At 61.2% G+C, this 19486-nt stretch carries 18 protein-coding genes and 5 pseudogenes; 8 read left to right on the top strand and 15 right to left on the bottom strand.

The window, feature by feature from the left end:
- Window positions 1–94: 94 nt before the first annotated feature.
- On the bottom strand, window positions 95–583 hold the full coding sequence (locus AO064_RS20840; RefSeq protein WP_064054518.1) for an Hcp family type VI secretion system effector: 489 nt from the start codon (window positions 581–583) through the stop codon (window positions 95–97).
- A gap of 184 nt (window positions 584–767) precedes the next feature.
- On the opposite strand from AO064_RS20840, the gene AO064_RS20835 reads away from it, so the two are divergent.
- Both AO064_RS20835 and AO064_RS20830 read left to right on the top strand, forming a co-directional pair.
- On the top strand, window positions 768–1682 hold the full coding sequence (locus tag AO064_RS20835) for an Ssp4 family T6SS effector (protein ID WP_064054517.1): 915 nt from the start codon (window positions 768–770) through the stop codon (window positions 1680–1682).
- Entirely contained in the window at window positions 1679–2167 is a 489-nt protein-coding gene (locus tag AO064_RS20830; protein WP_064054516.1) for a hypothetical protein, read from the top strand. Before AO064_RS20835 ends, AO064_RS20830 begins: the two co-directional genes overlap by 4 nt.
- A 4-nt stretch (window positions 2168–2171) precedes the next feature.
- Here the strand turns inward: AO064_RS20830 and AO064_RS20825 are convergent, their stop codons facing one another.
- Genes AO064_RS20825 through AO064_RS20795 form a run of 7 tightly spaced genes read right to left on the bottom strand, consistent with a single transcriptional unit; the run spans window position 2172 to window position 8611 of the window.
- Window positions 2172–3203 (bottom strand): ABC transporter substrate-binding protein, encoded by a 1032-nt coding sequence (locus tag AO064_RS20825; protein ID WP_064054515.1) that lies wholly within the window; start codon window positions 3201–3203, stop codon window positions 2172–2174.
- Between the two features lie 14 nt (window positions 3204–3217).
- Window positions 3218–4315, bottom strand: coding sequence for an NAD(P)/FAD-dependent oxidoreductase (locus tag AO064_RS20820; RefSeq protein ID WP_064054514.1), 1098 nt, complete (start codon window positions 4313–4315; stop codon window positions 3218–3220).
- Window positions 4312–5655 (bottom strand): FAD/NAD(P)-dependent oxidoreductase, encoded by a 1344-nt coding sequence (locus tag AO064_RS20815; protein ID WP_064054513.1) that lies wholly within the window; start codon window positions 5653–5655, stop codon window positions 4312–4314. Before AO064_RS20815 ends, AO064_RS20820 begins: the two co-directional genes overlap by 4 nt.
- The gene (locus AO064_RS20810) at window positions 5652–5942 is read right to left on the bottom strand and encodes a (2Fe-2S)-binding protein (protein WP_043205219.1); all 291 of its coding nucleotides are present in this window, start codon (window positions 5940–5942) and stop codon (window positions 5652–5654) included. Before AO064_RS20810 ends, AO064_RS20815 begins: the two co-directional genes overlap by 4 nt.
- Window positions 5942–6736 (bottom strand): ABC transporter permease, encoded by a 795-nt coding sequence (locus AO064_RS20805; protein ID WP_064054512.1) that lies wholly within the window; start codon window positions 6734–6736, stop codon window positions 5942–5944. Before AO064_RS20805 ends, AO064_RS20810 begins: the two co-directional genes overlap by 1 nt.
- 4 nt (window positions 6737–6740) lie before the next feature.
- Complete coding sequence (locus tag AO064_RS20800) at window positions 6741–7586, bottom strand: ABC transporter permease (protein ID WP_064054511.1); 846 nt, start codon at window positions 7584–7586, stop codon at window positions 6741–6743.
- Window positions 7583–8611 (bottom strand): ABC transporter ATP-binding protein, encoded by a 1029-nt coding sequence (locus AO064_RS20795; RefSeq protein ID WP_064054510.1) that lies wholly within the window; start codon window positions 8609–8611, stop codon window positions 7583–7585. The genes AO064_RS20800 and AO064_RS20795 overlap by 4 nt, the downstream gene beginning before the upstream one ends.
- Window positions 8612–8854: 243 nt before the next feature.
- Here AO064_RS20795 and AO064_RS20790 point away from each other — a divergent pair, with 243 nt between their 5' ends.
- Entirely contained in the window at window positions 8855–9685 is an 831-nt protein-coding gene (locus tag AO064_RS20790; RefSeq protein ID WP_012723735.1) for an IclR family transcriptional regulator, read from the top strand.
- A gap of 184 nt (window positions 9686–9869) precedes the next feature.
- On the top strand, window positions 9870–11447 hold the full coding sequence (locus AO064_RS20785) for a hypothetical protein (protein ID WP_064054509.1): 1578 nt from the start codon (window positions 9870–9872) through the stop codon (window positions 11445–11447).
- A gap of 5 nt (window positions 11448–11452) precedes the next feature.
- On the opposite strand, the pseudogene AO064_RS20780 reads toward AO064_RS20785, so the two are convergent.
- Both AO064_RS20780 and AO064_RS20775 read right to left on the bottom strand, forming a co-directional pair.
- A pseudogene (locus tag AO064_RS20780) lies at window positions 11453–11815 on the bottom strand (cation:dicarboxylate symporter family transporter); the annotation flags it as partial.
- A gap of 118 nt (window positions 11816–11933) precedes the next feature.
- A pseudogene (locus tag AO064_RS20775) lies at window positions 11934–12728 on the bottom strand (lyase family protein); the annotation flags it as partial.
- Between AO064_RS20775 and AO064_RS20770 the strand changes: the two are divergent.
- Window positions 12715–13137 (top strand): annotated as a pseudogene (locus tag AO064_RS20770) (UTRA domain-containing protein); the annotation flags it as partial. The pseudogenes AO064_RS20775 and AO064_RS20770 sit on opposite strands and share 14 nt — an antisense overlap.
- Here the strand turns inward: AO064_RS20770 and AO064_RS31870 are convergent.
- Window positions 13134–13841, bottom strand: a complete 708-nt coding sequence (locus tag AO064_RS31870; RefSeq protein WP_375232522.1) for a methyl-accepting chemotaxis protein — start codon at window positions 13839–13841, stop codon at window positions 13134–13136. The pseudogene AO064_RS20770 and the gene AO064_RS31870 sit on opposite strands and share 4 nt — an antisense overlap.
- Before the next feature lie 420 nt (window positions 13842–14261).
- Window positions 14262–14750, bottom strand: a pseudogene (locus AO064_RS31865) (MCP four helix bundle domain-containing protein); the annotation flags it as partial.
- A 261-nt stretch (window positions 14751–15011) separates the two neighbouring features.
- Between AO064_RS31865 and amiE the strand changes: the two are divergent.
- Together amiE and AO064_RS20760 are read left to right on the top strand one after the other, a co-directional pair.
- A pseudogene (amiE, locus tag AO064_RS30415) lies at window positions 15012–15287 on the top strand (aliphatic amidase); the annotation flags it as partial.
- Between the two features lie 174 nt (window positions 15288–15461).
- Complete coding sequence (locus tag AO064_RS20760) at window positions 15462–16817, top strand: MATE family efflux transporter (protein ID WP_012723742.1); 1356 nt, start codon at window positions 15462–15464, stop codon at window positions 16815–16817.
- Here the strand turns inward: AO064_RS20760 and AO064_RS20755 are convergent.
- Window positions 16801–17388, bottom strand: a complete 588-nt coding sequence (locus tag AO064_RS20755) for a TetR/AcrR family transcriptional regulator (protein ID WP_012723743.1) — start codon at window positions 17386–17388, stop codon at window positions 16801–16803. The two genes, AO064_RS20760 and AO064_RS20755, sit on opposite strands and share 17 nt — an antisense overlap.
- Before the next feature lie 140 nt (window positions 17389–17528).
- Here AO064_RS20755 and AO064_RS20750 point away from each other — a divergent pair, with 140 nt between their 5' ends.
- A complete protein-coding gene (locus AO064_RS20750) occupies window positions 17529–18701 on the top strand; it encodes an MFS transporter (protein WP_064054506.1) in 1173 nt (390 codons plus the stop codon).
- On the opposite strand, the gene AO064_RS20745 is transcribed toward AO064_RS20750, so the two are convergent.
- Together AO064_RS20745 and AO064_RS20740 are read right to left on the bottom strand one after the other, a co-directional pair.
- Window positions 18702–19067: a type II toxin-antitoxin system HicB family antitoxin gene (locus AO064_RS20745; protein ID WP_012723745.1), complete on the bottom strand. Its 366-nt coding sequence runs from the start codon at window positions 19065–19067 to the stop codon at window positions 18702–18704.
- Window positions 19064–19315, bottom strand: a complete 252-nt coding sequence (locus AO064_RS20740) for a type II toxin-antitoxin system HicA family toxin (RefSeq protein WP_064054505.1) — start codon at window positions 19313–19315, stop codon at window positions 19064–19066. Before AO064_RS20740 ends, AO064_RS20745 begins: the two co-directional genes overlap by 4 nt.
- Window positions 19316–19486 lie beyond the last annotated feature (171 nt).

Here is a 19486-nt window from a genome sequence, read left to right as displayed (position 1 = left end):
TTTAACTGTGGCGAGGGAGCTTGCTCCCGTTCGACTGCGTAGCAGTCGCCGGCTTTCAGGGGCGCTTCACACTCCAGTGCACGCGAGCATGCTTCTAGATCTTGATGTTCTCGCGAATACTCCAGCCAAACCGGATAGGCCCACCATCCTTACCGCCATCGGCTTTCTGCGGCTGGTAGCTGACGTCCACCTTGGCGAAGTTAAGGCTGATTTCCTCTGTCAGCACATCATTGGTTGCCGCAGCGCGGGTGTCGTAGGAGGCGACCATGACTTCCTTCAAGGTGATCACCAGGTACTCCACGCTGCTATCGCCCCCGGCCTTGCGCACCACGATTCGCGCCTCGGGGTAATGCTTGCCGGTTGCGCACGCCATCATGAGGTTGGGCGAGGATTTATCCAACGACTTTTCAATCGCGATGTTGGCCATATCAACCTTGCCGGCACCACCGCCCGTGCCACTGTGCATCGAGCCTGACTGGGTCATCCTCCAGCCCCAGCGGGAAATATCGATTTCATCGCGATGCGCCTGGTCCCTGGACTCGCCCTTGATGTCTCCCAGCTTCAAAAACATATCGGTTGTCATGTCCGCTCCTTGTTTTGTCATCCGCCGATAGTGGCGCGGGAGTACTTTTCCGATTTATGGGATTGCCCACAAGGCGCAGGAAGGCGATCAGGAAGTGCCCGTCCAGAAAAAGGAAATCTTCCTACATTCCAGCAGGATATCGATTCTTTACGCTCTGCACTCTTGTGCGTTCAGGAGTAAAGGAATGGCTACCAGTGTATTGAAGGACGGTTTCCCTAAGGCTCACCTCACCACTCGCGAGCGGGTGGAAAGCAGCATTGATCTGCGCCGGTTGTTTGCGGCTATTGACGCCGATCCGGCGATTGCCGGGGCGGGGGTGGTGTATCTCGATTCCAATCTGTGGCCCTTAACGTTGCGTGAGTTTCAACCGATTTGCCGGGTGTTGCCCAAGCGAGTGATCTTGCGGGAAATGCCGGCGTCGATGGCGCAGGCGGATTTTGTGCGCCGGTTGGAGCATGAGCCACGAGAGTCGCACCTTGTATTCGAGGCGCTTGGGATGGGATTGGCGTGTGGGAGTGCGGTTTTAGGTTGGATTGTCGCGGTAAGTGGAACCGCTGCCATTCCATTTTCGGCTGGCGCCAGTTCAGTGATTGCCGCTGTTGGTTACACCTCTGCTGCGGCAAGTTTCGTTCAATGTGTCGTTGGCGGATACCGTGTGTACAACGAGCTCACCGAGCCTTCGAACAACGAATCATTGGACAGTGAACCCTGGTACCAACACACAACCGCTGCATTGGACGCTGTCGCACTGGTGGGTGCAGGTACCTCGTTCCTGACAACCCTGAGAATGGTTAAAGCGACGAAGGTGAGTACCGGAAAGAATTGGCAGCAGGTACTGAGGGGGCTTACCCGACAAGAGCGAGCGAAGCTGACGAAGGAGTTACTGAGTATTCAACACCCACATCTATCTTCGAAAATGTTGAAGTTGAGGCAGTTGGAAGGACATTTACCTAAGCGACTGACACCAGCAACGCTGCGCCACGCGACAGTAACTCAAATTAAAGATGTTCTAAGCGCATCAATGACTGTAATGGGCAGTGCTGTATCCGGAAATTTTCACACCATTGCCGTAGGCCTCTATGAGGCGTTTGAAGAATGATCTTTCTGATGACGATTGAGGAGTTCTGGTGTTTTCTGAAACGTTACTTTCCGGTTCATATGGCGGCGCTTTTTGCTCAAGGCTTCGCCGTTGCCATTGGCGTACCTATGATGTTTGACGGTTATTTTCGTGGATTGCCTCTTGGCGAAAATCTCAAATATTCCTTTTTTTCAGTGCTCGGTTTGGCTTTTCTTATTGCTCACTGCAACTTCATGATCATGCGTGGCTGTCCGAGCTGGCTATGGATCCCGGTAGTTCTGATGGTGCTTAGTCTGTTGGGTGTTTTACCGACCATCGAACACCGCCCTCACAAGGTGTTCTATGTGCTAGGCCTGTTATTCCCGCTGCTGGCTCTATTGCTGATCAATAGTAAACGTCACCGAGAAGCCCGAGCTGAATGGGTAAAGCTTCGTCAACAGCGTCTGCGCATCGCGAAGATAATCCGTACCCAGCGTCAACGAGTTCGGCGCCGGGCAGGGTTATGAAGTTCTACCGCTCAATCGACCGACTCCACCGCGCATTCCACTCCGGCCGCGCTTGGTTGACCTGGTCCCAATCAATCGAAATCGCGGTTTGCAGGTAACCCTGCATGGCTTCCACCCGCGCCCGGGTCTTGTCGGTGGTTGGTGTGGTCGGGTTCGACGGAATCTGGTCACCTTCCTCCAACGCTGGTGCCTGGGCCTCGGCGGTCAGCAAAAAGGCCGCGAGTTTCTGCGCCAGTTCCGGTTGGTCGTTGCGCGCGATCACGCATTCGGCCACGTTCAGCACCACCGCGCCTTCCTTGGGTTGTGCATATTCCATCGGCACGCCGAGCAGTTTCTGGGTGGCGACCTGGGTCGGGGTGAGGGGGAAGATCGCGGCTTCGTCGGTCTGCACCATCTCGGAAATTTTCGCCGAGCTGGCGATGTACTCCAGCACGTTGGGGCCGACGGTTTTCGGCCAGGCCTTGAAGCCGGGCTCGACGTTAGTTTCGTCGCCGCCCTGGATGCGGTTGAACATCAGGAAGCCGTGCAGGCCGAAGGTGGACGACGCCAGGGACTGGAACACCACTTTTTCCTTGAAACGTGGGTCGGCCAGGTCCATCCATGAGGTGGGCGCGGCCCAGCCTTTTTCCTTGAACATCTTGGCGTTGTAGCCCAAGCCGGTGACGCCGAGGGTCACGGCCACGGCTTCCTCCTTGATTCTGGCCTTGGCCGGGATCTGTTCCAAGGTCGGGCTGGGCGCCAGCTTGTCGCACAGGCCCATGGCGATGGCGCGGTACATGATGCCGTCGTCGAGGAACATCACGTGCATCTGTGGGTTGTCTTTGTTGGCCTGGACCTTGGCGAGGATGTCCGACGAGGTGCCGGGCACGATCACCACCTTGACGTTATTGGCCTTTTCGAACGCGGGCAGCACCTTGTCGGCGTACACCCGTTCCATGGTGCCGCCGTTCATGCCCAGATACAGCGTGGGCGCGGCGTGCGCGGTGGAGGCGAGCAGGGCGAGGGACAAGCAGGACAGCGCAATACGTGGGTTCATGGATGTTTTTCCTCTCAGGCTTGGAAACGACGGATGGAAAACGCTTCGATGGGTTGGCGGCTGGCCCCGTCGCAGACGATCTCTGCCAGGGCTTCACCCACCGCGGGACCGAGCTGGAACCCGGCGCCGGCAAAGCCGAAGCCATGGAGCAGGCCAGGTTGGGTGCTGCTGGGTCCGATCACCGGTTCGTGATCGGGTAGATAACCTTCGGTGCCGCTCCACGTGCGAATCGCCTGGGCACCCTTGAGGAACGGGTACAGCTCGCCGGCATTGCGCAGGATCTCCAGCACCGCTGCCTGCCCCGGCCGCGCGGTCAGCGGGCCCAGGGCAAAACCGCGACCGCCGCCGAGGATGCAGTTGCCCCGGGCGACCTGCCGCGCATAAATCCCGCCGCCTTCAACGCCGGTACTCACATTCATCACCACCGGCAGCGGCTCGGTGACCAGCATCGCTGGATGCGCCGAGGTGATCGGCACGGCTTCGCCAAACTGCGCGGCGACGGTGCCGGCCCAGGCGCCAGCACAGTTCAGCAGCCAGGGCGCTTGCAGGTGCAGACCGTTGGCGCACTGCACCTGAAAGTGCTGGCCGTCATGTTCTATGCCAATCACCTCAGCCTGCTCGTACACCGATGCGCCAAGGCGCTGCGCAGCACGGGCGAAGGCCGGGGACACCAATCGTGGGTTGGCGTGGCCGTCTTGCGGGCACAACGAGGCGCCCACCGCAATATCGCCGACCCAGGGAAAGCGTGCGCGCAGTTCGGCGTAGTCGAGCAACTGCAAGCCCAGGTCAAAGCCACGGGTCTGCTCGGCATACGCCTGCAACGCGGCGAAATCAGCCTGACTGCGCGCCAGCTTCAAATGCCCGGAGCGCACGTATTCGCCGTCGATGCCGATCAGGCCCGGCAAGTCGGCCCACAGTTGATGGGCGCGCTGTGACAGCGGCAACTGATGCAATGGCCGGCCCTGGCGGCGCACACCGCCATAATTCACGCCGCTGGAATGCGAGCCACAAAAGTCCCGTTCCACCAAGGCCACGCGCTGGCCTTTCTGCGCGAGCATCAAGGCCGCCGACGCGCCGACAATCCCACCGCCCAGCACGATGACGTCGATCATGACTGCGCCTCCACGCCAAACGGCAGCGGCTTGATTGGCGCCTGGCCACGCAAGCGGCCGACGTTTTCGATGCCCCGGCCGCTGCGCTCGGCGACTATCTCCGCTGCCGCCGGCCCGCACATGCGGCCCTGGCAGCGGCCCATGCCGACGCGACAGTGGGCCTTGACCCGATTGATTTCCCAGTGGCCTTCATCCACCACCGCACGTATATCGCCGGCGCTGACTTCTTCGCAGCGGCACACCATCAACGCATCCGGTGCCTGTGCCGCCCACTGCTCAGGGAAAGGAAACGCGGTTTCCAGGCCCTGGCGAAAGCGCTGGATACCCGCCAGTTGTTGTTCCAACACGGCGGGGCGGCGGTGATCAATGGCAATGCCCGCGTCCTCCAGTACCGCCAGAGCAGCACGTTCGCCGGCCATCTGCGCGGCGTCCGCGCCCATGATCCCGGCGCCGTCGCCCGCCAGGTACACACCGCTGATACTGCTGCGCCCGGCGCTGTCGCGTTGTGGAAGCCAGGCGCGGTTCAACGTGTTCCAGGCGAATTCACAACCGAGCAGATCCGCCAGTTGCGTCTCGCTGCGCAGGGCATGGGCAAAGCCCACGGCGTCGCATGCCAGGCTGTGCTCACCCCAACGAATAGCGCTGACCCGCTGTTCGCCTTCGATCTGTGTGAGCGTGGCGCCCTGATGCACGGCAATCCCATGGGCCGTCAGCCAGGCGCGGTAATACAAGCCCTTGGCCAAGGTCGCCGGTTGCCCGAGCAGCGCCGGCAGCGCTCGGCACTGCGCGCTGAACGGTGCGCTATCGAGCACCGCCACGACCTTGGCCCCGGCTTTGGCGTACTGATAGGCGACCAGGTACAACAACGGCCCGCTGCCGCAGAACGCCACGCGCTCACCGATGGCGCAGCCCTGGTATTTCAAGGCGATCTGCGCCGCGCCGAGGCTGTAGACACCGGGCAAGGTCCAGCCCGGCACCGGCAGGATGCGGTCGGTGGCGCCGGTGGCGACGATGATCTGCGCGTAGTCGAGGCTCTCGGCGCGGCCGTTGTTGAGCATATCCAGGCGGCCATCCTCGGCGTTCCACACCAGGGTTTGCGGCCGGTAGTCGATCAGCGGCGCCAGCTCATCCAGGGTGCGGTGCACGGCTTGGGCCTTGCTCGCTTCAAATCCGTAGAGCTGCCTGGCGGTGCGTTGGAAACCTTGGGGTTGGCGCCGATAAATCTGCCCGCCACCGCGCAGGCTCTCATCCACCAGGCAGGGTGTGATGCCGTGGTCGAGCAGGGTGCGCGCTGCGCTGATGCCTGCCGGGCCCGCGCCCACAATCACCACCGGCTTCATGGCTGGCGCCCCGGATCGCGGCTGACCGCCTGACCTTCTTCCAGCAGCGTCGAACAGGCGCGCACGCGGCGCCCATCTTCAAGGCGCACCCAGCAGTCCTGGCACGCGCCCATCAGGCAGAAACCGGCACGCGGTTCGGCGCTGAAGTCACTCCCGCGCAGGTGCTCGGCGCAGGTCAGCACGGCGGTGAGCACCGTGTCACCCAGCAAACCGCTGGCAGGCTGGCCGTCCAGGGTGAAGGACAGGACCGGGCGTTCGGTCTCGGCTAAGCGTTTGAACAAGGCCATCAATGTTTCCCCACCAGCACGCGGTCCAGGCCGTAGACCCGATCCAGCAGAATCATGGTCGCCGCCGTCAGCGCAATCACCAGCGCCGACACCGCCGCCATCATCGGGTCGATGGACTCGGTGGCGTACACATACATGCGCACCGGCAGGGTTTGCGTGGCCGGCGAGCTGACGAAGATCGACAGCGTCACCTCGTCGAAACTGTTGATGAAGGCTAACAACCAACCCCCGGCGACACCGGGCAGGATCATCGGCAGGGTGATCTGGCGAAACAGCGTGAAACGGCCAGCCCCCAGGGATTCGGCGGCATGCTCGGCGCTGCGATCAATACCGATGGCTGCAGCCAGCACCAGGCGCAGCACATACGGCGTGATGATCACCACATGGGCCAGCATCAGCCAGGTAAAACTCCCGTTGACGCCCATCAGCGCAAACAAGCGCAGCATGGCCACGCCCAGCACCAGGTGCGGGATGATGATCGGCGACAGGAACAACGCACTGAAAAAGTTGCGCCCCGCAAACGGATACCGGCTGATCGCTAACGCCGCCGGTACGGCAATCAAGGTGGCCAGTGTCGCAGCGGTGAACGCCAGGATCAGGCTGTTATAGAACGCCTGGATAAAATCCGCCCGCTCGAACACCGCGCGAAACCAGCGCAGCGAGAAGCCCGACGTGGGCAGGCTCAAGGTGTTTTCGGGCGTGAAGGCCACCAGGCACACCACCACCAGCGGCGCCATCATGAACAGCACCACCAAACCGTGGAAACCAAGGGCCAAAGGACCGTTTCTGGACATGCGCTTAAACCCCCAGGGACTTTTTGTAGCGGCCTTCGACCATGCGGTTCCAGCTCAGCATGATCAGCAGATTGACCAACAGCAGCACCACCGCGATGGTCGCGCCCATGGGCCAGTTGAGTTCCGAGAGGTACTGGTCGTACACCACGGTGGCGACCATTTTCAGGCGACGCCCGCCGAGCAGGCCGGGGATCGCAAAGGAGCTGGCGGCCAGGCCGAACACGATCAAGGTGCCGGACAGCACGCCGGGCATGACCTGCGGCAACACGATCTTGCGCATCACCGTGGCCTGGCTGGCGCCCAGGGACAACGCGGCTTGTTCAGCCGACGGGTCGAGTTTCTGCAGGGAAGTCCACACCGGGATGATCATGAACGGCAGCATCACGTGCACCAGGGCGATGATCACCGCGAACGGCGTGTACAGCAGCTTCACCGGGCGCCCACCGAGGAACTGGATCACTTGGTTTACTAGCCCGTCCGCGCCGAGCAACAGGCTCCAGCCAAAGGCGCGCACCACCACCGAAATCAGCAAGGGCGTGAGGATCAGAATCAGGAAGATCGAGCGCCACGGCGTGCCCATGCGACTGAGGATGTAAGCCTCGGGCACACCGATCACCACGCACAGCAGGGTGACCAGCGCGCTGATCCAGAAGGTGCGCCAGAAAATCTCGTAGAAGTACGAATCGCTGAACAATGACAGGTAGTGCGCAAAGGTCCATTCATCGGCCTTCACGCCCACCTGGTAGTCAAACACGTTGAACGACAGCACCAGGGTCAGGCCCAACGGCAGGATCAGCAGCCCGACAAACAGCACCAGCGCCGGCAGCGAGAGCAGGTAGCCGCGACTCATGGGTGCACCTCATCCGCCGCCAACACGCGCAACAGGCTGGCGTGCCAGTCCAGGCCTACCGCTGTGCCGCAACGCAGCGGCGCGTTGCCGTCGTTGCTGCGCACCACGGTGACTTCGCCGAGGGCGGTGTCGATGTGGTACAGCCATTGGCTGCCGAAGAAGTAGCGATTGATGACCTGGCCTTGCAGGCGACCTGTGCCTGCGTCCACCAATTGGATCTTTTCCGGGCGCAGGCTCAGGGTCAGTTCGCCGTCGCCGCTCTCGTGGCGCACTTGCGGGGTGCCGAGTGTGTCGTAGTCGCCCGGCAGCAGGTTGGCCTTGCCGACAAAGTCGGAGATGAAGCGCGTACGCGGGTGTTCGTAGAGCGTGTAGGGCGCGTCGATCTGGGTCACCCGCCCGGCCTGCATCACCACCACGCGGTCGCTGATCGACAGCGCTTCGGCCTGGTCGTGGGTGACCATCAACGTGGTGATACCGACGGCGCACTGGATGCGGCGGATCTCGAACTGCATCTCTTCGCGCAAATTAGCGTCGAGGTTGGACAACGGCTCATCGAGCAGCAACACCGGCGGCTCAATCACCAACGCGCGAGCCAGGGCCACGCGCTGGCGCTGGCCGCCGGACAACTCCCGTGGGTAGCGGTCGGCGTGCGGCGCCAGGCGCACCAGTTCCAGCACGGCCTTGACCTTGCTGGCGATCTCGGCGGCCGGCACTTTGCGCATCTTCAGGCCGAAGGCGACGTTGTCGCGCACGCTCATGTGCGGGAACAGCGCGTAGCTCTGGAACACCACGCCCAGGCCACGGCTGGCGGGCTTGGCGTGGGTGATGTCGCGGCCGTCGAGCAGGATCTGCCCGCCGCTCACATCGACAAAGCCGGCGATCATTTGCAGGGTGGTGGTCTTGCCGCAGCCCGAAGGGCCGAGCAGGGAAACGAACTCGCCTTTTTCCACCGCGAGGTCGGTGGCGACCACCGCGTCGACGGCGCCGTAGCGTTTGCTCAAGGCGTTGAGTTGGAGAAATGCCATGTCTGCGTTCCACCTTTTTTTGAGTCGCGTCGAGACGCGCTTTTTTGTTTTGGGCAGATGCGAAAAGGGTGTTGCGGGTGCGTTGGCGCTCGATCTCAAGTCGGCTGCCGGTTGTTGTTCATTTCGCCCCTGTGGACGCAGATTAGGACGAAGACTAGGATGGGCGGAAGATAGAATTTCACTGAACGGACTGTTATTTTCAGTTTTATTCACTCACCGGAATTTGCAAAGAGATGGATTGTCATGCATTCCACTGATCGAAATGAAAAGGGCAAAGAAGTCGGGGTGGGCGGAGTGTCTCGTCTGTTCGCGCTGCTGCGCACCTTGGGTGAAGTGCCGGAGGGTGGCGAACGCGTTACGCAGCTCGCGCAACAGGTGGGCCTGTCCCAACCCACCACCCACCGCCTGCTGCGCAGCCTGATGGACGAAGGCATGGTCGAGCAGGACGCACGCAGCAAGCGCTATCGCCTCAGCCTGGAGTTCTTCGCCCTGGCGGCCAATGCAGGCAAGACCGGCAACCTGCGCGACCTGGTGCGGCCGAGCATGCTGCGCTTGAGTGCTTCACTGGGCGACTCGCTGTTCCTGCTGGCGCGCAGCGGCTTCGATGCGATCTGCCTGGACCGCAGCGAAGGCCCGTACCCGATCCGCACCTTCACCGGTGATATCGGCGGGCGTGTGGCATTGGGCGTGGGGCAGGGCAGCCTGGCGATCCTGGCGTTTTTGCCCGAGGAAGAGCGCGAGACGGTGATCCGCTACAACCTGCCACGGCTCAAGGACTTCCACCTGTATGACGAAGTGCTGTTGCGCTCGGAAGTGGAGAACGTGCGCAACCTGGGGTATGCGGCGCGCAATACCGGAGTGCTGGAAGGCATGGCGGGGTTGGCGGTGCCGATACTGAATCGGGACGGGCATGCCGTGGCGGCGTTGAGCGTGGCGACCATCAGTGACCGCCTGGGGCCGAGCCGGTTGCCGATGGTGGTGGAGTTATTGAAGCGCGAAGCGGCGGCGATCGGGCCACGGATCAATCCGTTTGATCCGACGTTGCGCAGGCCCTCACACACCTTCGGCGGGTAACCGATTTCAACCTCGATGAAGAGCAAAAAATGTGCGAGCGGGTTGCTTTCCCGCCCGGTAAGTGCTGGTTTTTACCGATGTTCCACTGGAACCGTTGCTCTTTGTGTGGCCACAGATGGGTGTCGATAAAGCGTCCAACCGAGCGTTGGTCGGCTGTGATGCATCTACTCCCTGAGGTGTTGCCATGGTAAATACTCAATACGGTCAAAATTATCCACTCAGTTTCAATCGGCCTGATCTTGACGGGCAACCCACCTCGCGGGAGGACAAATACAAGCACACTTCAAATTTGGATCTGGTGAAGACGTTTGGGAATAACTTTGACTACTTCGTCAATACCAAGACCGGCTTCGTGGACCAGGCCAAACTCCGTGAAGTGGCGGCTCGTCCGCTGACCGGTAATTCCGTTAACGACAATATGACGCTATTGGCAGGCGAAATCCTGAATCGCCCGGACGTGAACCGTAAGTTGGATAAGTTGAATGAGCGCGGTATACACGACGGTCTTGTTGACCGTGAAAACGTTGAACAGCTCGTTGATTACTACACGAGCGATGACGCGTCTGCCGGCCAGCAGTCCAGGGCCGGAGAGCCGAGCACTGCACCGTCATTTTCGCAGGCTTACCCTGCGCAATATGAGCGTCCCATTAATAACGTCGGAGCGTTTAACCAGGCTGCGATGAATCATTCACCGGGGGACTATCGCGCGCCCTCAAATACTACGGTTGCACGGGATTTTGCCGATAGCTTCAGTTACTTCCAGGGACCGTCCGGCTTTGTCACACGTGCAGTCCTTGAGGACGCTGCCAACCGTCCATTGACCGGTCACCCGGTGCACGACCGCATGACAATGCTGGCCAACGAGATTCTCCGCCGTCCTGAAATGAGTCATTTGCTCGATGCAATCAACCATGGCGGCCGTGAAGACGGGCTGATCAGCCAGGGTGACGCGAACAGGGTGGTTGATTACTACCAAACCCAAGAGGCACCGTCCATGCAGAGTGGGGCCGGAAGGTACACCGGTTCCATGCAGCGCCAACGTGTTGAAAACACCTATGACGAGAACTATCGCCCCCAGGCATTCGGTACAAATGCGCCCATTCAACCTCTTTCCTGGGGCATGTCCGCATCGTCGCAAGGCGAAGGCATGAGCCCGCAGAATACTGAGGTCGCTTATGCGTTCAAAGGAACCAAGGACTCAGACTTGGCGAGCGAGTTGGGTAATAATTTTGATTATTTCAAACCCGACGCGAATGGAAAAATCACTCAGGGAGCGCTTCGTGAAGTCGCGGGTCAGCCCTTGACTGGCAATGCGTCGGATGACCGGATGACTCTGTTGGCCAGGGAAATCATCAGTCGGCCGGGACTCAATAGCAAACTGGATTCCGACCATGATGCTGACAAGTCCGACGGAATTATTGGGCGCGACACTATTGAAAGGGTGTCCAGGCAGAATGCAGCGCCAAGCTATGAAAAAATGAGTGACGTTGAACTGCTTCAGGCCCTTGACGAAAAGTTCAAACAGTATTGGGGCGCGGATAACTATATCAGCTTCGATAGTTTAAAAAGTGCTGCTGCAGAGTCTCCACCGACAGACCGATCTGGACTCGCGGCTGAACTTCTCCGGCGCCCGGGCCTGATGAAAGAGGTCGATATTGGCACTGATGGCAAAGGCGGCAGGGGCGCAGAAGATGAAAGGTTCAATTGGGTCAATGTCGACTACGTGAGAGGAGAAAAACAAGCGCAGGCGTTACGGGGTTGAGTGTGGGCCGCGGCGGCGCTGCTCGGGTGGGCGTCGTGCATGCCGGAGCCGATCTGCAACAGGTTGCCCCACAACAGGCCGATGGCCAGGGCAAGGGTGGAGACCACTTCGAAGTAGATCAACGCGCGCAAGCCGACCTTACCGACGCGCTTGATATCGCCGGCCGAGGCGATGCCGTGGACCACGGTGAAAAACACCAGCGGCGCGACGGCGGTCTTGATCAGCTTGAGGAATATATCGCCAAGGATCTTGAAACTGGCGGCCAGCTCGGGGGCGAGAAAGCCGAAGGCGATGCCGAGGAACATGGCGGCGACGACCTGGAAGGTCAGGTCCTTGTAGAGCGGTTTTTTTGCGGGGGTGGATGACATGTCTGTGATCTCATTGTTGTTATGGGCACATGTTAATAGGTGGCTCTGCCCTGCTTTTTGTGGTGAGCGGGCTTGCCCCGCGCGAGGCAAGCTCGCTCACTACAAAAGCCAGGCCAATTCAGCGTTTGACTGAGCCGGGGCGCGCCAGCGCGATGTCCACCATCTGCGGCGCGAGCCCCAGGTAGTTGGCCGGGTCGGTCAGGCGTTGCAGTTCGGCCAGGTCCAGTTGCGCGGTGGCTTCACCCTGGGCGAGCAGGGCGTCGAGCATCAGCCCGGCGTGTTGGCGCACGCCCTTGGCGGCGGCGTACATCAGCTCGCAGGAAATCGGGTTGCGCTTTTGCGGCATGGTGCTGCTGGCGCCACGGCCCTTGACGAACGGCTCGTACACTTCGCCCAGCTCGCTGGTCATCATCATGATGTCGAGTGCGATCTTGCCCAGGGAACCGGTGACCAGCCCGAGGAAGTTCAGGGTCTCGGGCAGCCCGTCGCGGGCCACGTGCCAGGTGGCCTGCGGTACGCCCAGGCCGAGTTCGCTCATCAACGCTTCCTGGACTTCCAGGCCTTTGTCGCCGAGGGAGGCGAGGGTACCCGCAGCCCCGGCGAACTGACCGATTTCGACGCGTGGGCGCAGTTCCACCAAGCGCTCGGCGTGGCGGTCGAACATGCTCAGCCACACCGCGCACTTGTAGCCGAAGGTGATCGGCAGCGCGTGCTGCAAGTGCGTGCGACCGGCCATGGGGGTGTCGCGATAACGCTCGGCCAGGCCGGCGAGCAGCCCGCGCACGGTCTGGATATCGCGCTCGACGATGGCCAGTGCGGCGCGTACTTGCGGGACCACGGCGGTGTCCATGATGTCCTGCGTGGTGGCGCCCCAATGCACGTAGCGGCCCGCTTCACCACAGATCGCCGACATCGCCCTGGCCCGGCGCCTGGGGCTGGAACCGGGCGGGCATTACTTCTGCGTGTCGAGCATCAAGGTCGATGCGGGCGCCGGCAACGCGCCGTTGTGCTGGACCGACGTGTACGCCGAGCAGACCTTTGCCGAGGTGATTCCCGAAGCACGCAAGCACCCGGGTGAACTGATCGCGGCACTGATCGGCAAGGCCTTCTCGCGGCACATCGATGTGGTCGACCAGCAGGTGCGCCCGGTACAGTTATCGTCCGAATTGGCCGCCAGCCTCAAGGCGCAGAGCGGTGCGCTGGGGCTGACCATCATTTGCCAGTACCGCGATGAGGCCGGCCTGCTGATCGCCGTATCGGAATCGGTCTACCCCGCCGACCGTTTCACCCTGACCATGCAGATGAAACGCGACAAACACTAGGCCACGTTGAAAAACGCCACCTTGGTGCTCAAGCGATCCGCCAGCTCCGCCAGTTCGTGATTGGAATTTTCCACCTGCTCGGAGCCCGCCGCCGATTGCACGGTGGAGCTGTGGATGCGCGTGACGTTCTGTGCAACCTCTTCAGCCGCCGCGCTTTGCTGCACGGAAACACTGGCGATCTGCGCGTTCATCGCATTGATCGCGCCGACTTCCTGGCTGATCTTGCCCAGCGCCAACTGAGAGTCGCGGGTCTGCGTCACGGTGGCCTGGGCCAGGCTGCGGCTGCGTTGCATGATGTCGGCGGCGTCCTGGGTGCCGCTTTGCAGCTTGCCGATCATGTCGCGGATTTCCTGGGTGGACTCCTGGGTGCGCGTCGCCAGGGAGCGCACTTCATCGGCCACCACCGCAAACCCTCGGCCATGTTCACCGGCACGCGCGGCCTCAATCGCCGCGTTCAGCGCCAACAGGTTGGTCTGGGCGGCGATGGCGTTGATCACTTCGATCACGGTTTCGATGTTTTCACTGTCGCTGGACACCTGGTTGACCCGAAGCGTGGCCTGGTCGAGGATCGTCGCCAATTCTTCGATGGACACGGTCACTTCGCCCACCAGGCGGTGGCCGCTGTCCACTTCGGCGTCGGCCAGGATAGTCGCCTTGGAGGCGGCGGAAGCGTAGCCCGAGACCTCGCTGACCGAGGCGGCCATCTGCGTGATCGCGGCCGCTACGTGCTGGGCTTCGCTGGTCTGCAGGTTAATCTGCTGGCGGTTATCGCTGGCCACTGACAGCAGGGTGACCGAGGAGTGGCGCAGGGCCTGGGCTGCCGAGCGCACTTCGCTGATGGTGTCGCTCAGGCGTGCCAGGGCGTTTTTCAGGATGCCCATCACGCTGTCGGGGTAGCGGGTTTCGATGCGCTGGTTCAGCTCGCCATCGGCCAGGCGGCGGATCGCCTCGGCGACTTCCTCCGGCTCTGCGCCCAGGGTGGCCTTGACCTTGCGGATAATCAGCAGTGACACCAGCACGCTCAAGATGATCGCGACGGCGCTGGCCAGCACCATCAGCACGGCAAAGCTGCCGGCGGCCGATTGCACGGTATCCAGGCGTTGCTTGATGTGCGCTTCTTCGAAGTCGATCAGCGCATTCACGCGTTTGAGCCACTCGGTGTAGTGGGCCGAGGCCTGGGCCAGCAGCAAGTCCTGGGCGCCGGCGATGTCATTGCTGCGACGCAGGTTGATCACCCGTTCGGTGGAAGCCAGGGCCTGGGTCTCGATGGCCTTGATATCACCCAGCAGACGGGTTTCCTCGGCGCTGGCGGTGGTGTTGGCGAACAGGCGGTCCAGCATCACGGCGGAGTCCTGGTAATCGCGCTTGAGCTGGTCGATCTCGGCCAGATGGCGGTTGAGCGCCGGTTCATCCTTGACCAGTACCGCATCGCGAATGGCGATGGCGCGGTTGTGCACGCTGCCACGGAAGTTGATCGCGTAGCGCTGGACGACGGCGGCTTTTTCACCGACATCCTTGAGCGTACTGTCGATAAAACCCACGCGTTGAATACCGACGGCAGTGATCAGCACCAGCAACGACAGGGTGGACGCGAAGCCCAGCCCGATACGCATTGCCAACGACACAGGGTTTTTCATGAAAGGCTCAATATTCAAGGGGTCAGGGGTGATGGCTAAAAGCTATCTTCGCGGCGGAATTTAACGACCTGCTGGCCTGGCGTCCAATCAGTAAATACTTAAGCTGTCATCGAGCGAATTGATGGAATAAAACCGCGACACCGTCGTTCATACGTCATCCAACGTATTTCCCGTTTTTCCTGGCCGCCCGAGACTGGATCGCACGCACCCTTCATCCGTTCAGTTGCTGCGGCACCCGCAAGCAAGATTGCCGAGATCATTGTCGGCATGAAGCAGGGCCTACCCGGCATGGACCTGGTGGTGTTCCCGGAATACAGCACCCTGCGGATCATGTACGACCATGACGAGATGATGGCGACCGCCGCGAGCATTCCCTAGTGCCCGATCGAGGGTGGGTATCCGGGGGCCCGCACCTACGTGTGCGACGGGCCCAAGGTCATGAAGATCAGCCTGATTCATCTGCGACGACGGCAACTACCGGAGATCTGGCGCGAGGGGCGCTGGCCAGGCGCTTGCGGGTCGAACTGGAACCTGCGATTGCCGAATGCCTGTTGCAAAGCAATGCCCGACACCTGAGTGCGACAGTGCGCAACGCCTGTTTGGTGGTCGAACCCGAAAGCACAGGAAGATAGGATCCACTTACGGTATAACCCTCGGACGCTTTAGTTCTTCGAGGCCCCGTTTTTCATGCAAAGCCCTTTGCAACGCCCGCTGTGGCAGATCTACCTGATCTTTCTGGCACCGATGGTGCTGTCCAACTTCCTGCAAAGTTTTTCCGGCACCCTCAACGGTATCTATGTCGGGCAAATGCTCGGCACCCAAGCGCTGGCGGCGGTGTCGGGGATGTTTCCCATCGTGTTTTTTTTCATTGCCCTGGTGATTGGTCTGGGGGCGGGCGCCTCGGTGTTGATCGGCCAGGCCTGGGGTGCCCAGGAAACGGCAATGGTCAAGGCAATCACCGGCGCGACCCTGACCCTGGGCGCGCTGGTGGGTGTGATTGCCGCAGTGTTGGGCAGCCTGTTTGCGCGCCCGGCGTTGCAGGCGTTGGGCACGCCGGTTGATGTCCTCGACGATGCGGTCGGCTATGCGCAGAAGATGATGCTGATCATGCCGTTGCTGCTGGTGTTCATCCTCTACACCCAGTTGCTGCGCGGTGTCAGCGACACGATCTCGCCGTTGCTGGCGCTGATGGTTTCGACCCTGGTCGGTCTGCTGCTGACCCCGGCGCTGATTCGCGGCTGGGTCGGCTTGCCACCCTTGGGCATCCAGAGCGCGGTGTATGCCGGGCTGGTGGGCAACGCGTTAGCCATGCTGTTTTTGATCTTGCGCCTTCGGCATAAAAACCATGTGATGGCGCCAGACCGCGAACTGCTCGCGGCTTTGCGCCTGGACCGTGTGATTCTTGGCAAGGTCCTGCGTATCGGCTTGCCCACCGGCCTGCAGATGGTGGTGCTGTCGCTGTCGGAATTGGTCATCCTCGCCTTGGTCAACGGCCACGGCTCCCAGGCCACGGCGGCCTATGGCGCGGTGACGCAGATCGTCAACTACGTGCAGTTCCCCGCGCTGTCGATTGCCATCACCGCGTCGATCCTCGGCGCCCAGGCGATTGGCGCCGGGCGTCTGGAGCGCATCGGCCCGATCCTGCGCACCGGCCTGTTGATCAACACCTGCCTTACCGGTGGCCTGATTGTGCTGGGTTATGTCTTGTCGCACTGGTTGCTCGGCCTGTTCATCACCGACGACGCGGCGCGGGTCAATGCCGAACACCTGCTGCACATCATGCTGTGGAGCATCTTGGTGTTCGGCTTCCAGGCCGTGATCGGCGGGATCATGCGCGCCAGCGGTGTGGTGCTGATGCCGGTGGTGATCTCGATTTTCTGTGTGCTCTGCGTTGAACTGCCGATGGCTTACCTGTTGAACGCCCACTTCGGCCTGGAAGGGGTGTGGATGGCGTTTCCGGTGACCTATCTGGCCATGCTGGTATTGCAGACTGCCTATTACCGCTTGGTGTGGCGACACAAGCAGATCAAGCGGTTGGTGTAAGGCTGAGGCCACGCAACAACAGCTCCAGGCCCTGCAAACCTTGCTCCAGCCGCTCGCCCGGATGCTCATCCCGGGCGATCCACAGGGCGGTGTTGACCAGGCTGCCGTTGATCAATTGCGCCAGCGCGGTGCTTGGGGCGGGGCGGATGACACCGGTTTGCATCAAGGCTTCCAGCCGTTCGCGCAATGACTCGACACACTGTTGCTGGGAGCCGGTATCGCCCAGTACGGCCGGCGCATCCTGCAACACAATGCGTTGGATTTCGGCGTCCTGAGCCATGCGCAAATAGGCGCGGCAACGTTCGCAAAAGCCGGCCCATGGATCAGTTGCTTCATCTGTGATGCGCTGTAAATGTGTGTCCATCTCACTGTCGAGTTGGGCAACCACGGCGGCCAACAGCCCCTTTTTGTCACCAAAGTGATGGTACAACGCGCCGCGTGTCAGGCCGGCGCGAGCGGTAAAATCGTCCATCGATGTGTTCGCATAGCCTTGGGTGGCAAAGGCCTGTCGCGCGCTGGCGATCAGCCGGGCGCGGGTGTCTTCGATCATTTCGGCACGGGCTCGGCTCATGGTAGGTCTCACAATGGGCAAGTGAACGATTGACATACGTCGCGTATGTTACGCATGATTTGTCACATACGCACCGTATGTATTTTGCCTCGGTCATTGCAGATAGCAAGTCGCAGGCATTCAGGAAGAGGTCCAGCAGGATGGCAAACCCTTACGCCGAGTTGTTCCAGGTCCCCGGCGCCCGGGCTTTTGTACTGGCAGGCATGCTGGCGCGCATGCCCGTGTCGATGACGGGGATTGGCTTGATCACCATGCTTTCCCAGGTGCACGGCGGTTACGGCCTGGCGGGTTCGGTGGCGGCGGTTTTTGCCCTGGCCACGGCGTTTTGCGCACCCCAGGTATCACGGCTGGTGGACCGCTACAGCCAGGGCCGGGTGCTGCCAATTGCCGCGCTGATCGGCGGCGGGGCTTTGTTGATGTTGCTGCTGTGCACCCGTTTGCAAGCACCGAACTGGACGTTGTTCCTGTTTGCCGCCTTGGCCGGTTGCATGCCGAACATGTCGGCCATGGTGCGTGCGCGCTGGACCGAGTTGTACCGTGGCCAGCCCAAGTTGCAGACCGCGTTCGCCCTGGAGTCGGTGCTGGATGAGGTGTGCTTCATCATCGGGCCACCCATTTCGGTGGGTTTGAGCGTGGTGCTGTTCCCCGAGGCGGGGCCCTTGGTGGCGGCGCTGTTACTGGCGGTCGGCGTCACCACCTTTGTATTGCAACGTGAGACCGAGCCTCCCGTCCATGAACATCAGGACCATCACGGCGGCTGGCTGATTGCATCGCCCTCTGTGCTGATCCTGATGATCCTGCTGCTGGCCATGGGCGTGATCGTCGGCGTGGTGGACGTGGTCAGCGTCGCCTTTGCCCAGCATCAGGGCCAGCCGGCGGCGGCGAGCATAGTGCTGTCGGTGTACGCCATCGGTTCGTGCCTGGCGGGGCTGGCGTTCGGTACCCTCAAGCTCAAGGCGCCGTTGCCCAGGCAGTTCCTGTTCTGCGGCGTGGCCACCGCGTTGACCACCTTGCCGTTGCTGCTGGTGAGCAACATCCCGGGGCTGGCGGTGGCGATCTTTATCTCCGGGCTGTTCTTCGCCCCCACGTTAATCGTGTCCATGGCCCTGGTGGAGCGGGTCGTGCCCGCCAGCCGCCTGACCGAAGGCATGACTTGGCTGATCACCGGCCTCAGCATCGGCGTGGCCATCGGCGCCGCCAGTTCCGGTTGGATGATCGACCACTTTGGCGCCACCAGCGGGTTCTGGGTCGCGTTGGTGGCCGGGGCGGTGGTGCTGGGGGCCGCGGTGCTGGGGTATCGGCGGTTGGGATAATCAGCCTATCGCTGGGCAAGCGTCTGCACTGTGGTGTTGCAGAAAATCGCTCAAGGCTTGGCGAGTCAGGTCATTAAGGGTCACTTTCTTGCGGGTCGCCGCCAGGGCCGCCGCCAAGTGCAGGTCATGGCCGACCCGGACATTGAAGGACCCCTTGCAAGGCTTCTCCGGTGTGTGGCCCAGGGACTGGCACGTAGTGAGGTAGTCGTCCACCGCCTCCCGGAATGCGGCGTCCAGTTCTGCGACGGTTTTTGCTTCGTAGCTCACCAGCGCCTTGATGAACAGAATCTTGCCGAACAGGCAGTTGTCTTCGAGGCTGGCTTCGATAGAGCCGATGTAGCCTTTGTGTTTCAGTTGATTGTTCACTGAATCAGTTCTCCTGATTTCAATTGCTCGATGATCTGTCGCCGAATGTAGTGTTTCAGTTCGTTGGCAGGGTGAGGCTTGTGCAAGGTGATCATTGCACTGGGGTCACCGATGTCGAACTTGACGCGGCTTTCAGCCCCTTCAATCTGTGTGTAGCCCAGTCGATGCAGCAGCGTGACGAGTTCGGGCCAGGTAAATGCCATGTGCTCATTGAGCAGTTTGGCGAGCAGCTTTTCATTTTTGGACACGGCGCTCTCTGCGTGTAACTAAACTTAGTTGCAAAAAGGGGTGTTCGTCAATGCCAGCCCGACGTTGTGCGGTCTTCCTGAGATTGATGTAACCCTTGATGACACCTCGCCCTGCGCCTCCCATCCCCCGCTAATTTTTCCCTCTCCGGTTCGTTTTATAGGGACGACGTG

The sequence above is a fragment of the Pseudomonas marginalis genome (assembly GCF_001645105.1).
Taxonomy (GTDB): domain Bacteria; phylum Pseudomonadota; class Gammaproteobacteria; order Pseudomonadales; family Pseudomonadaceae; genus Aquipseudomonas; species Aquipseudomonas petroselini.
The sequence above is the reverse complement of the archived record's forward strand: the minus strand, read 5'-3'. Positions and strand labels throughout refer to the sequence as shown.

Excerpts from the sequence above, each read along its gene's own strand:
- AO064_RS20805 (WP_064054512.1), bottom strand. The coding sequence starts at position 6,736 with ATGTCCAGAAACGGTCCTTTGGCCCTTGGTTTCCACGGTTTGGTGGTG.
- AO064_RS20830 (WP_064054516.1), top strand. The coding sequence starts at position 1,679 with ATGATCTTTCTGATGACGATTGAGGAGTTCTGGTGTTTTCTGAAACGT.
- AO064_RS20790 (WP_012723735.1), top strand. The coding sequence starts at position 8,855 with ATGCATTCCACTGATCGAAATGAAAAGGGCAAAGAAGTCGGGGTGGGC.
- AO064_RS20800 (WP_064054511.1), bottom strand. The coding sequence starts at position 7,586 with ATGAGTCGCGGCTACCTGCTCTCGCTGCCGGCGCTGGTGCTGTTTGTC.
- AO064_RS20785 (WP_064054509.1), top strand. The coding sequence starts at position 9,870 with ATGGTAAATACTCAATACGGTCAAAATTATCCACTCAGTTTCAATCGG.
- AO064_RS20840 (WP_064054518.1), bottom strand. The coding sequence starts at position 583 with ATGACAACCGATATGTTTTTGAAGCTGGGAGACATCAAGGGCGAGTCC.
- AO064_RS20755 (WP_012723743.1), bottom strand. The coding sequence starts at position 17,388 with ATGAGCCGAGCCCGTGCCGAAATGATCGAAGACACCCGCGCCCGGCTG.
- AO064_RS20760 (WP_012723742.1), top strand. The coding sequence starts at position 15,462 with ATGCAAAGCCCTTTGCAACGCCCGCTGTGGCAGATCTACCTGATCTTT.
- AO064_RS20810 (WP_043205219.1), bottom strand. The coding sequence starts at position 5,942 with ATGGCCTTGTTCAAACGCTTAGCCGAGACCGAACGCCCGGTCCTGTCC.
- AO064_RS31870 (WP_375232522.1), bottom strand. The coding sequence starts at position 13,841 with ATGGCCGCCTCGGTCAGCGAGGTCTCGGGCTACGCTTCCGCCGCCTCC.
- AO064_RS20795 (WP_064054510.1), bottom strand. The coding sequence starts at position 8,611 with ATGGCATTTCTCCAACTCAACGCCTTGAGCAAACGCTACGGCGCCGTC.
- AO064_RS20835 (WP_064054517.1), top strand. The coding sequence starts at position 768 with ATGGCTACCAGTGTATTGAAGGACGGTTTCCCTAAGGCTCACCTCACC.
- AO064_RS20825 (WP_064054515.1), bottom strand. The coding sequence starts at position 3,203 with ATGAACCCACGTATTGCGCTGTCCTGCTTGTCCCTCGCCCTGCTCGCC.
- AO064_RS20815 (WP_064054513.1), bottom strand. The coding sequence starts at position 5,655 with ATGAAGCCGGTGGTGATTGTGGGCGCGGGCCCGGCAGGCATCAGCGCA.
- AO064_RS20820 (WP_064054514.1), bottom strand. The coding sequence starts at position 4,315 with ATGATCGACGTCATCGTGCTGGGCGGTGGGATTGTCGGCGCGTCGGCG.
- AO064_RS20750 (WP_064054506.1), top strand. The coding sequence starts at position 17,529 with ATGGCAAACCCTTACGCCGAGTTGTTCCAGGTCCCCGGCGCCCGGGCT.